This is a genomic window from Hallella sp. (genome assembly GCF_037460745.1).
Taxonomy (GTDB): Bacteria; Bacteroidota; Bacteroidia; order Bacteroidales; family Bacteroidaceae; genus Prevotella; species Prevotella faecis.
The window spans coordinates 1-11,923 of record NZ_JAXVAE010000083.1; the positions used below are offsets into that span (position 1 = coordinate 1).

General features: G+C 55.3%; 11 protein-coding genes and 2 pseudogenes. 11 read left to right on the forward strand and 2 right to left on the reverse strand.

Annotation, left to right across the window (positions count from 1 at the left end; translation table 11 throughout):
- From WKK33_RS04685 to WKK33_RS04730, 10 genes and pseudogenes are all read left to right on the forward strand, one after another.
- Positions 1 to 173 (forward strand): annotated as a pseudogene (locus tag WKK33_RS04685) (argininosuccinate synthase); the annotation flags it as partial.
- 21 nt (positions 174 to 194) lie between these two features.
- Positions 195 to 389, forward strand: coding sequence for a PspC domain-containing protein (locus tag WKK33_RS04690; protein ID WP_215759231.1), 195 nt, complete (start codon positions 195 to 197; stop codon positions 387 to 389).
- Positions 390 to 404: 15 nt separating this feature from the next.
- Positions 405 to 1,409 carry an N-acetyl-gamma-glutamyl-phosphate reductase gene (gene argC / locus WKK33_RS04695; RefSeq protein ID WP_330001699.1) on the forward strand — a complete coding sequence of 335 codons (1,005 nt, stop codon included), beginning with the start codon at positions 405 to 407 and terminating at the stop codon, positions 1,407 to 1,409.
- Between the two features lie 114 nt (positions 1,410 to 1,523).
- Entirely contained in the window at positions 1,524 to 2,666 is a 1,143-nt protein-coding gene (locus tag WKK33_RS04700; protein WP_337932720.1) for an aminotransferase class III-fold pyridoxal phosphate-dependent enzyme, read from the forward strand.
- A complete protein-coding gene (locus WKK33_RS04705; protein WP_337932721.1) occupies positions 2,663 to 3,439 on the forward strand; it encodes a pyrroline-5-carboxylate reductase in 777 nt (258 codons plus the stop codon). Before WKK33_RS04700 ends, WKK33_RS04705 begins: the two co-directional genes overlap by 4 nt.
- Before the next feature lie 53 nt (positions 3,440 to 3,492).
- Positions 3,493 to 4,050, forward strand: a complete 558-nt coding sequence (locus WKK33_RS04710; RefSeq protein ID WP_337468421.1) for a cupin domain-containing protein — start codon at positions 3,493 to 3,495, stop codon at positions 4,048 to 4,050.
- Positions 4,051 to 4,069: 19 nt separating this feature from the next.
- Complete coding sequence (locus WKK33_RS04715) at positions 4,070 to 5,743, forward strand: AMP-binding protein (RefSeq protein ID WP_337932722.1); 1,674 nt, start codon at positions 4,070 to 4,072, stop codon at positions 5,741 to 5,743.
- A gap of 26 nt (positions 5,744 to 5,769) precedes the next feature.
- Positions 5,770 to 6,510, forward strand: a pseudogene (gene proB, locus WKK33_RS04720) (glutamate 5-kinase); the annotation flags it as partial.
- 32 nt (positions 6,511 to 6,542) lie between these two features.
- A complete protein-coding gene (locus WKK33_RS04725) occupies positions 6,543 to 7,790 on the forward strand; it encodes a glutamate-5-semialdehyde dehydrogenase (protein WP_337932723.1) in 1,248 nt (415 codons plus the stop codon).
- A gap of 389 nt (positions 7,791 to 8,179) precedes the next feature.
- A complete protein-coding gene (locus WKK33_RS04730) occupies positions 8,180 to 9,142 on the forward strand; it encodes an acetylornithine carbamoyltransferase (RefSeq protein WP_337745871.1) in 963 nt (320 codons plus the stop codon).
- 101 nt (positions 9,143 to 9,243) lie between these two features.
- On the opposite strand, the gene WKK33_RS04735 is transcribed toward WKK33_RS04730, so the two are convergent.
- Complete coding sequence (locus tag WKK33_RS04735) at positions 9,244 to 9,465, reverse strand: hypothetical protein (protein WP_337932725.1); 222 nt, start codon at positions 9,463 to 9,465, stop codon at positions 9,244 to 9,246.
- A 61-nt stretch (positions 9,466 to 9,526) separates the two neighbouring features.
- A complete protein-coding gene (locus tag WKK33_RS04740) occupies positions 9,527 to 10,483 on the reverse strand; it encodes an NAD-dependent epimerase/dehydratase family protein (RefSeq protein WP_337932727.1) in 957 nt (318 codons plus the stop codon).
- Positions 10,484 to 10,665: 182 nt separating this feature from the next.
- On the opposite strand from WKK33_RS04740, the gene kbl reads away from it, so the two are divergent.
- Entirely contained in the window at positions 10,666 to 11,853 is a 1,188-nt protein-coding gene (kbl, locus tag WKK33_RS04745; protein WP_215759221.1) for a glycine C-acetyltransferase, read from the forward strand.
- Positions 11,854 to 11,923 lie beyond the last annotated feature (70 nt).

Consider the following 11,923-nt stretch of genomic DNA (forward strand, 5'->3'; position numbering starts at 1 on the left):
ATGGCTTCCAGACCGTCGGCGTCGACTCGCCCGACGACCTCACGAAGTCGAAGCTCGGCGAGTATGGCGAGATGAACCACGGTTGGACCGCCGACGACGCCAAGGGCTTCATCAAGATCAGCTCTACGCCGCTGCGTGTGTTCTACGGCATGCACCCCGACGAGCAGCGTTAATAACCCCTAAACCCTCATGTCATGACCACAAACAAACGCCTTCTCCGCTCCTCATCCGACCGTTGGGTAGCAGGAGTGTGCGGCGGCATCGCCGAGTATTTTGGTTGGGATCCCGCCATCGTGCGCCTGGCCTACGTGCTGCTCTCTGTGTTCAGCGCCGCCTTCCCCGGCCTCTTGGTCTATATCATTCTTTGGCTCATCATGCCACAATACTAATCATTGACACCCATTATGATACGAATAGGAATACTGGGCGGCGCCGGATATACCGCCGGCGAACTCATCCGCCTGCTGCTCCATCACCCTGAGGCACAGCTGGTGTTTGTCAATAGCGAGAGCAACGCCGGCAACCTGCTGACCGATGTCCACGAGGGACTCTATGGCGACACCGATATGCGCTTCACCTCAGAGATGCCCTTCGACGCGGTCGACGTGGTGTTCTTCTGCTTCGGCCACGGAAAGAGTGAGGCGTTCTTGCGCGAGCATCATATCCCTGCGACGGTGAAGATCATCGACCTGGCCCAAGATTTCCGCTTGGCCGCCAGTAAGCCTTACGACCCCACGCAGCCCTATACGCCCGACAACCACGACTTCGTGTACGGTCTGCCCGAGATCAATAGGCAGCGCATAGCCGCCGCCCGCCACGTGGCCAACCCCGGTTGTTTCGCCACCTGCATACAGTTGGGATTGCTGCCCGCAGCCCACATGCAACTCATCGACAACGATGTCATGGTGAACGCCATCACGGGATCCACCGGAGCTGGCGTGAAACCCGGTGCCACCACCCACTTCTCGTGGCGCACCGACAACCTCAGCGTGTACAAGGCCTTCCGCCACCAGCACGTGCCCGAGATACGGCAGAGCCTCAAGCAGGAGCAGGCCTCGTTCTCCGCGGCCATCGATTTCATACCTTACCGTGGCAATTTTGCGCGTGGCATCTTCGCCACCGAGGTGCTACGCACCCAGGCTCAGGCCGACGCCATCGTGGAAGGCTACAAGGCGTTCTACGCCCATGAGCCGTTTACCCATTACGTCGACAAGCCGCTCGACATGAAGCAGGTGGTCAACACCAACAAGGCGCTGGTCCATTGCGACGTTATCGACGGCAAGTTGCTCGTCACGGCGTGTATCGACAACCTGCTCAAAGGAGCCGTAGGACAGGCCGTGCAGAACATGAACCTCATGTTTGGCATCAGCGAAACGACAGGCTTGGGCCTCAAGCCATCGGCCTTCTAACAAAGGGTGTGGGTGCCAAGGCGTCCACATCCGCCCAACGTCCCTCCATCCGATGGAGGGCTTTTGTGTAACAAACGGCCCGCATGCGCAGGGCCCCGAGACGACTAATGTAAGATGAAATTATTCGATGTATATTCCCTCTTCGACATCAACATCGTGAAGGGAAAAGGAACGAGAGTTTGGGACGACAACGATCAGGAGTACCTCGACCTCTATGGTGGCCATGCCGTCATCAGCATAGGCCATTGCCACCCCCATTATGTGAAGGTGCTGGAGCGCCAACTCTGCAACCTGGGCTTCTATTCCAACAGTGTCATCAATGGCCTGCAGGAAAAGCTCGCCGACCGGTTGGGCCGCGTGTCGGGCTACGACGACTACCAGCTCTTCCTCGTCAACAGTGGCGCTGAGGCCAACGAGAACGCCCTCAAGTTGGCCAGTTTCCACACAGGACGCACCCGTGTGCTGGCCGCTGGCCATGCGTTCCACGGCCGTACGTCGCTGGCGGTGGAAGCTACCGACAACCCGAAGATTGTGGCGCCCATCAACAACAATGGCCACACCACCTTCCTGCCGCTCAACGACCTGCCGGCCTGGGAGCGCGAGCTGGCCAAGGGCGATGTGTGCGCCGTCATCATCGAGGCCATCCAGGGCGTGGGAGGCATCCGTCTGGCCACACCCGAGTTTGCGCAAGGACTGGCTGAGGCTTGCCGGAAGTATGGAACGGTGCTCATCTGCGACGAGATACAATGTGGCTATGGCCGCAGCGGTAAGTTCTTTGCCCACCAGTGGCTCGGCATCAAGCCCGACCTCATCACGGTGGCCAAGGGCATCGGCAACGGATTCCCCATGGGAGGCGTGCTCATCTCACCCCGCTTCGTTCCTGTCAAGGGACAGCTTGGAACCACCTTTGGCGGCAACCATTTGGCTTGCGCCGCAGCCCTCGCCGTGCTCGATGTGTTCAACAAGGAGCACCTCGTCGACAATGCCCATGAGGTGGGCGAGTATCTCATAGGCAAGCTCAAGGAACTGCAGGAGACCGAGCCCCATATCCTTGAGGTGCGTGGTCGTGGACTGATGATAGGAGTCGACCTCGACGTTCCCCACAAGGACGTGCGTGTGCCGCTCATCCATCAGGAGCATTGTTTCACCGGATGCGCCGGAACCAACGTGCTGCGCCTGCTGCCACCGCTCTGCCTCACCAAGGCCGACGCCGACCTTTTCGTCAGCAAATTCAAACACATACTCGATACATTATGAAGATAGCCATGATTGGAGTGGGCGCCATGGGAGGTGCCACCGTGCAGGGACTGCTTCAGGTGCCATCTGTCTGCCCAAGCGATATTATCGTGTCGAACCCCACGACGGCGAAGACCGACAGGTTCAAGGCCGTGGGGGCGTATGCCACAACCGACAACAAGGAGGCGGCAGCCAAAGCCGATATGGTGTGCGTCTGTGTCAAGCCGTGGCTCGTGGAGATGGTCTTCGACGAGATACGCGATGTGCTGCGACCCAAGGAGCAACTGCTCGTCATCATGGCGGCAGGCATCAGTCCTGACCAGGTGAAGCAGTGGTTGCCCGACACACCGCCCTTCTTCTTGGTTATCCCCAATATCGCCATTGCCCAGAAACAGTCGATGACGTTCGTCGTTCCCGTGGACGCCACGCCTGAGCAGACGGCGCTGGTGAAGGGCCTTTTCGATGAGATGGGTACGGCGTTGCTGACCGATTATCAGCACCTCGCAGCCGGAACCACGCTGGCTTCGTGTGGTATCGCCTACGCCATGCGCTACATCCGTGCGGCGTCGGAGGGCGGTGTGGAGCTTGGTTTCAAGGCCGACGTGTCGAAGGAAATCGTGATGCAGACGCTGGAGGGAGCCGTCCAACTGCTCAGGGCTACGGGTATGCATCCGGAGCAAGCCATCGACCAGGTGACCACTCCGGGCGGACTGACCATCAAGGGGCTCAACGAGATGGAGCACGCGGGCTTTACGTCGGCCGTCATTCGCGGACTGAAAGCCAGCACGAAATAGGCTTTGGGCCGTGCTTTTCACATTACACAAATATTTCTTAATAAGCAACCAATATGGATGAACAACTAAAACAAATTGGAGAACGACTCAAGGGGTTGCGCGATGCGCTCGACCTGACGGCCCAGGAGGTGGCCGACGCTTGCGGTCTTAATGTCGAAAAATACGAGAAGGTAGAGCAGGGTGAGGAAGATATCACCATCTCCAAGCTGATGAAGATTGCCCATAAGTATGGCGTGTCGGCAGAGGAGCTGATGTTTGCCGAGGCACCTCGCATGAAGTCTTATTTCGTGGTGCGCAAAGGTCAGGGCATGAGCGTGGAGCGTACCAAGGCGTATAAGTACCAAAGCCTGGTGAGCGGCTATGTCAATCACAAGGCCGACGTGTTCATTGTGACCGTTGAGCCCAAGCCCGAGGCCCACACCGTTTATAAGAATAACCACGCCGGACAAGAGTTTAACCTTGTGCTCGAGGGCGCCATGGATATTTATCTTGACGGAAAGACCATCCGCCTGAACGAGGGCGACAGCATCTATTTCGATTCCAGCAAGCCCCATGGCATGCTGGCCGTAGGCGATAAGGCGGTGAGGTTCTTAGCCGCAACAATTGGATAATCATCAGGATACAAACACTATGATAGAGAGATTTTTAAAGCAGACCCACTTCGAGTCGGTAGAGGACTATAATAAACATCTGGAATTTATCGTTCCGGAGAACTTCAATTTCGCCTACGACGTCATGGACGTGTGGGCTGAAGAGGCGCCCAACAAGCTTGCCATCCTTTGGACCAACGACCAAGGCGACGAGATCAGAACCACCTATGCAGAGCTCAAGGAGCAGTCGGACCAGGCGGCTTCGTACCTGCTCTCGTTGGGAATTGGCAAGAACGATCCCGTCATGCTCATCCTCAAGCGTAGGTATGAATGGTGGGTCGTCATGTTGGCGCTCCATAAGATTGGTGCCATCGTGATTCCCGCCACACACATGCTCACCAAGCACGATATCGTGTACCGCAACACGCGAGCCAGCGTGAAGGCCATCATCTGTGTCGACGACGCCTATGTGACCGAGCAAGTCAAGCAGGCCATGCCCGAGAGTCCTTCGGTGAAGACCCTCATTGCCGTGACCGACCATGGCAAACCCATCCCCGAGGGCTTCCGCGATTGGCAGGCCGAGTGGCGCAAGGCTCCTAAGTTTGTTAAGCCTAAGTTTGTAAACACCAACGAGGACACCATGCTGATGTACTTCACCAGTGGTACCAGCGGTGAGCCGAAGATGGTGGCACACGATTACCTTTATGCCTTGGGCCACCTTACGACGGGTGTGTTCTGGCATAATTTGCACGAGAACTCGCTCCACCTCACAGTGGCCGACACGGGTTGGGGAAAAGCTGTTTGGGGCAAGTTCTACGGCCAGTGGTTTGCCGGAGCTACCGTTTTCGTGTTCGACCACGAGAAGTTCAACGCCGACACCCTGCTCAGGCAGATAGAGAAATACCACGTCACATCGTTCTGTGCGCCTCCTACCATCTACCGATTCATGATTCGCGAGGACCTGTCGAAGTACGACCTCTCATCGCTCGAGTATTGCACCACGGCCGGTGAGGCTCTAAACCCCGCTGTGTTCGATAAGTTCAAGGAACTGACGGGCATACAGATGATGGAGGGATTCGGCCAGACCGAGACCACCATGACGCTCGGAACCATGCCTTGGATGAAGCCCAAGCCGGGATCGATGGGTATGCCCAACGCCCAGTACGACATAGACCTGGTGAAGCCCGACGGCACTCCTTGTGAGGACGGTGAGAAGGGCGAGATAGTGGTTCGCGTAGGCGACCGCAAGCCCATCGGTCTGTTCAAGGAGTATTATCGCGACCCAGAGCTGACCAAGGAGGCTTGGCACGATGGTCTGTACCACACGGGCGACATGGCCTGGCGCGACGAGGACGACTATTATTGGTTTGAGGGACGCATCGACGACGTCATCAAGTCGAGTGGCTACCGTATCGGCCCGTTCGAGGTGGAGTCGGCTTTGATGACCCATCCGGCTGTTGTGGAGTGTGCCATCACGGGTGTTCCCGACGACATCCGTGGCATGGTGGTCAAGGCTACGGTGGTGCTCGGCAAGGAGTGGAAAGACAAAGCGGGCGACGCGCTGGTTAAGGAGTTGCAGCAACACGTGAAGAAAGAGACTGCGCCTTACAAGTATCCGCGCATCGTGGAGTTTGTCGACGAGTTGCCAAAGACCATCAGCGGCAAGATCCGTCGTGTGGAAATCCGTAAGAAAGACAGCGAGAAACAAGACTGATAGGCACCATTCTAACTCACGATACCATGGATGAGAAGAAGAAAAGAATGGTGGTGAAGGTGGGCAGTAATGTGCTGACCCGCCGCGATGGCAAGCTCGACGTGACGCGGGTGTCGACCCTCGTCGACCAGATAGCGTGGCTCAGGCAGCACGGGCACGAGGTCATCCTCGTGTCGTCGGGCGCCATGGCCAGCGGAAGGGGTGAGCTGCGCGTGGACCACCGATTGGATTCGGTGGAGCAGCGGCAGCTCTTCTCCGCCGTCGGACAAGTGAAACTGGTGGGGCTCTACTACGATTTGTTCCGCGAGTTTGACATTCCCATAGGTCAGGTGCTTACCATGAAGGAGAACTTTGAGCCTGGTGAGCAGTACCTAAACCAACGGGCCTGCATGGAGGTGATGCTTGAGAATGGCGTCTTGCCTATCGTCAACGAGAACGATACGGTGTGTGTCACCGAGCTGATGTTCACCGATAACGATGAGTTGTCGGGCCTTATCGCCAAGATGATGCGTGCGGAGACATTGGTGTTGCTGTCGAACATCGATGGCATTTATACCTCTCATCCCGACGATCCCAATGCGGAGCTCATCCAGGAGGTGGCACCCGACCGCGACCTCAGCGAGTATATCCTTCCCGAGAAGAGCGCTTTCGGACGCGGTGGCATGCACTCCAAGTACACCACGGCTAAGAAAGTGTCGCAGGCTGGCATACGTGTCATCATCGCTAACGGTGAGCGCGACAATGTGTTGGTGGATTTAGAGACCCGCAAAAACCATGTTCCACATACTGAATTCATACCATGCAACTGACCCGTCTGTTCCAACAGGCCAAGCAAGCCAGCCGTTCGGTGGCTTCCATGACCGATGAGGCACGCAACGCTGTGCTCTTGGCGGTGGCCGAGGAGATACGAACGCAGAGCGCGTCGCTCCTTCAGGCCAACCGGAAAGACCTGGCGGCCATGCACAAGAGCAACCCGTTGTACGACCGGTTGATGCTGACCGATGAGCGCCTTTGTGCCATCTCGCACGACATGGAGAACGTAACTCGGTTGCCATCGCCCTTGGGCCGCGTCAGCCATGAGCGCACACTCGACAATGGTTTGCGCCTTCATCGGGTGAGTGTGCCCTTTGGTGTCATCGGCGTTGTTTATGAGGCGCGCCCCAATGTGACCTTCGACGTGTTTGCGCTCTGCTTCAAGAGTGGCAACGTTTGTGTGCTCAAGGGCGGTCGCGACGCTGAGGCTTCCAATCAGGAGGCGGTCGATCTCATTCACGGTGTGCTCCGGCGCATGGGCGTTGACGAGCAGGCGGTGGTGCTGTTGCCGGCCACTCATGAGGCCACGGCTGAGATGCTGAATGCCGTGGGCTACATAGACCTTTGTATTCCGAGGGGCGGACGAAAGCTTATCGACTTCGTGAGAGACACGGCCCGCATACCTGTCATAGAGACGGGAGCGGGCGTTGTCAACACCTATTTTGACGAAACGGGCGACCTGGAGAAAGGAAAGGCCATCGTGCTCAACGCCAAGACGCGTAGGGTTTCGGTGTGCAACGCCTTGGATTGCTTGTTGGTGCATGTGGCACGGCTGGCCGATCTGCCTGCGTTGGTGGAGCCTTTGGCCGGCAAGAACGTGGTGCTTTATGCCGATTCTACCGCTTATGGCCAACTGGAAGGGCATTATCCGTCCAACCTACTGTGCGAGGCCGACGCCGAATCGTTTGGCCGCGAATACATGGATTACAAGATGTCGGTGCGCGTGGTGCGCGATATCGATGAGGCCGTCGACCACATCGCCCGTTACGGATCGGGCCATAGTGAGGCCATCATCACCGAGGACGAACAGGCTGCCCGCCGCTTTCAGGCACAGGTTGATGCCGCTTGCGTCTATTGGAACGCCCCAACGTCGTTCACCGATGGCGCCCAGTTTGGCCTGGGAGCAGAGATTGGCATCAGCACTCAGAAGCTTGGGCCGCGTGGTCCTATGGGGTTAGACGAGATTTGTACCTACAAATGGATTGTGGAAGGCAACGGTCAGACACGCCCATAAAGCGTTTCCAATGCTTTCATAAACCGCTTGCGGACTCTTCTTAGGGCGTTCCTAATGCTCTCGTAAACTACATACGGAGCCTTCTTAGGGCGTTCCTAATGCTTTCGTAAACTGCTTAAGGTGTATTCTTTGAGCGCCGCTAATGCTATCTTGGAATGCTTATGGGGTTTCGATAAGTCGCTTATGGGGTTGGCTCTTCTCAGAACAGGCGATGCCTTTAGGTGCTTATGGGGTTGGCTCGTCTCAGAGCAGGCGATGCCTTTAGGTGCTTATGGAGTTGGCTCGTCTCAGAGCAGGCGGTGCCTTTATATGCTTATGGTGTTGGCTATGCTTATCCCTGACAAGACAACGATTATTTAATCATACAACGATCAACAAAAAGAGTAACGATGAAGAGTTTTTTTAATGTGCAAGATATCGGCCCGCTCGACAAGGCGTTGGCCGAGGCTTTGGAGGTGAAACGCGACCGTTTCCAATATCAGCAGTTGGGAAAGAACAAGACCCTGCTGATGATTTTCTTCAATAATTCGCTGCGTACGCGCCTCTCCACCCAAAAGGCGGCAATGAACTTGGGCATGAATGTCATAGTGCTCGACGTGAATGCTGGCGCTTGGAAGTTGGAAACCGAACGCGGAGTCATCATGGATGGCGACAAGAGTGAGCACCTTTTGGAGGCCATTCCCGTCATGGGCTCCTATTGCGACGTTATTGCCGTGCGCTCGTTTGCTGGTCTTTCCGACCGCGAGTTCGACTATGCCGAGACCATCGTGAACCAGTTTGTGAAATACTCTGGGCGCCCTGTGGTGGCCATGGAGACCGCTACGGTGCATCCGTTGCAGGCTTTTGCCGACCTCATCACCATTGAGGAGCACAAAAAGACGGCACGTCCGAAGGTGGTTCTGACTTGGGCTCCCCATTGCCGTGCGTTGCCACAGGCCGTCCCCAACTCGTTTGCCGAGTGGATGACAGCGGCCGATGTCGACTTCGTCATTACCCACCCCGAGGGCTATGAGCTCGATCCGAAGTTCACGAAGGGTGCCACAGTTGAGTATGATCAGCGCAAGGCGTTGGCCGGAGCCGACTTTGTGTATGCCAAGAACTGGAGCTGTCCGGGTGTGACACGCCCCGAGGACTATGGTAAAATCCTATCCAGCGATTCCTCATGGACCATTGATAGCGAGCACATGCGTTGGACAAACGATGGCTATTTCATGCATTGCCTGCCTGTTCGACGCGGCTTGATTGTCACCGACGACGTCATTGAGAGTGACCATAGCCTCGTTATTCCCGAGGCTGCCAACCGTGAGATAAGCGCCGAAGTGGTGCTCAAGCGCGTGTTGGAGAGCCTGTAAGTCGTGCCAGACATGCCCGATGGAACTGCCAAAGGGCCCAAACCACTGAGGCGTCGAATAGTAAACCTGCCATTCGACGCCTCTGTCGGTTTTGTGAATCCTTATAAAGCCGCCTTTGAATCCATATAAAGCCGCCTTTGAATCCATATAAAGCCGCTTTTGTATCCATATAAAGCCGCCTTTGAATCCATATAAAGCCGCTTTTGAATCACTAAATATCTTCTTTTGAATGATTGGGAATCTTCTTTTGAATGATTGGGAATCTTCTTTTGGATGTTTGAAAATTTTCTTTTGGATGATTGGATAACTTCTTTTGAACCCATAAAAAAAGGAGGACGATAAGGTCCTCCTCTTCATGCGATGGTATGTTAGAAATGTTGTGTCTTATCCGTTGAGCTTCTTCGAGAGCTTATCGAGCATATCCACAGTCATGCTTGAAAGGTCGTACTGAGGCTTCCAATCCCACTCCTGGCGGGCGCAGCTGTCATCGAGCTTGTCGGGCCAACTTTCTGCGATAGCCTTCTTCAGGGGGTCTACTTCGTAAACCATCTCGAAGTCGGGCTTGTACTTCTTGATCTCGGCATAGATGGTTTCGGGAGCGAAGCTCATAGCTGTCACATTGAAACCGTTGTGGTGTACGAGGCGGGCGGGGTCGGCTTCCATCAGGCTGATGGCGGCGTGCAATGCGTCGGGCATGTACATCATGTCCATCAATGTGCCTTCGGGGATGGGGCAAACAAACTTCTCACCGCGTACGGCAGAGTAGAAGATGTCGACAGCATAGTCGGTTGTGCCACCTCCAGGAAGCGCTACGTAAGAGATCAGTCCGGGGAAGCGAACCGAGCGTGTGTCGGTGCCGTACTTCTGGTTGAACCAATCGCTGAGCAGCTCCGTTGTCACCTTGCTCACGCCATAGATAGTCTTTGGGCGCTGGATGGTGTCCTGCGGGGTCATCCAATGGGGTGTCGACTCACCGAATGAGCCGATAGAGCTGGGTGTGAACACTTGGCAATGGTGCTCGCGGGCCACCTCCAGGATGTTCCAGAGACCGTCGATTCCAATCTTCCAAGCCAAGTTAGGTTTGTTCTCAGCCACCACCGACAGCAGCGCTGCCAGGTTATAGATGGCGTCGATGTGGTACTTCTTTACCACGGTAGCGATCATTTCAGCGTTAGTGACATCAGCCTCCTCAGCGGGGCCAGCCTCCAACAACTCGCCAGTGGGCTCTGCACCTTTGATGTATCCAGCAACTACATGGTCGTTGCCGTAGCGCTTACGGAGCTCGCGCGTTAATTCAGAGCCAATTTGTCCAGTTGAGCCAATTACAAGTATGTTCTTCATTTTTAGGTATGATAGAATTGATGAAAATATGTCGCAAAGTAAATGCTTTTTTGTTGAACTACGGAAATGGCTTTGTTAAATTAGATTAAAACTTCCAATTCTGTACCTTTTTCGCTGCGATAGGCCCCATTTTCTCAAGAAAAAGCAGTTACTTTGTACCACTGACTTTAATTAAAACTACTATGTACGGAAAAGTGAAACAACATCTTCAAGAGACTCTCGCAGGCTTGAAGACTGCAGGCCTTTACAAAGAAGAGCGTATCATTGAGAGCCCTCAGGGTGCATCCATCCAGGTAAAGGGCAAGGAAGTACTCAATTTTTGTGCTAACAACTACCTTGGCTTGGCCAACGACCCTCGCCTGATTCAGGCTGCCAAGGACGTGATGGACCGTCGCGGTTATGGTATGGCATCCGTTCGCTTCATCTGTGGTACCATGGATATTCACAAGCAACTGGAGGCTGCCATCAGCGATTACTTCAAGACTGAGGACACTATCCTTTATGCCGCTTGCTTCGATGCCAACGGAGGCTTGTTTGGTTCGTTCCTGACCGACCAGGACGCCATCATCTCTGATGCCCTGAACCATGCCAGCATCATCGACGGCGTGCGCCTTTGCAAGGCCCAGCGCTATCGTTATAAGAATGCCGACATGGAGGATTTGGAGCGTTGCCTGAAGGAGGCCCAAGCCCAGCGTTTCCGCATTATCTGCACCGACGGCGTGTTCTCTATGGACGGTAATGTGGCTCCGATGGATAAGATTTGCGACTTGGCAGAGAAGTACGACGCACTCGTCATGGTGGACGAGAGCCACTCAGCCGGCGTTGTCGGTCCCACTGGCCACGGCGTTAGCGAGCTCAACGACACCTATGGCCGCGTTGACATTTACACCGGAACCCTCGGAAAGGCCTTTGGTGGCGCCCTCGGCGGCTTCACAACAGGTCGTAAGGAGATCATCGACATGCTGCGCCAGAGCAGCCGTCCCTATCTCTTCTCCAACTCTTTGGCCCCTGGCATCATTGGCGCCAGCCTGAAGTTGTTTGAGATTCTGAAGACAGACAACTCGCTCCACGACAAGTTGGTTGAGAACGTTAATTACTTCCGCGACAAGATGATTGCCGCAGGCTTCGACATTAAGCCCACGCAGAGCGCCATCTGCGCTGTGATGCTTTACGACGCTCCGTTGGCCGTTCGCTTTGCCAACTGCATGCTTGAGGAAGGCATCTACGTCACAGGCTTCTGCTATCCCGTTGTTCCGAAGGGCGAGGCACGCATCCGCGTTCAGCTGAGCGCTGCCCACACCACCGAGCAGTTGGATCGTTGCATCGCCGCGTTCATCAAGGTTGGTAAGGAACTGGGTGTGTTGAAATAATACCATTCCATAATAAATAGGTAAAGGCCGTTTCCCAAACCATGTGGTTGAGGAAACGGCCTTTATTGTG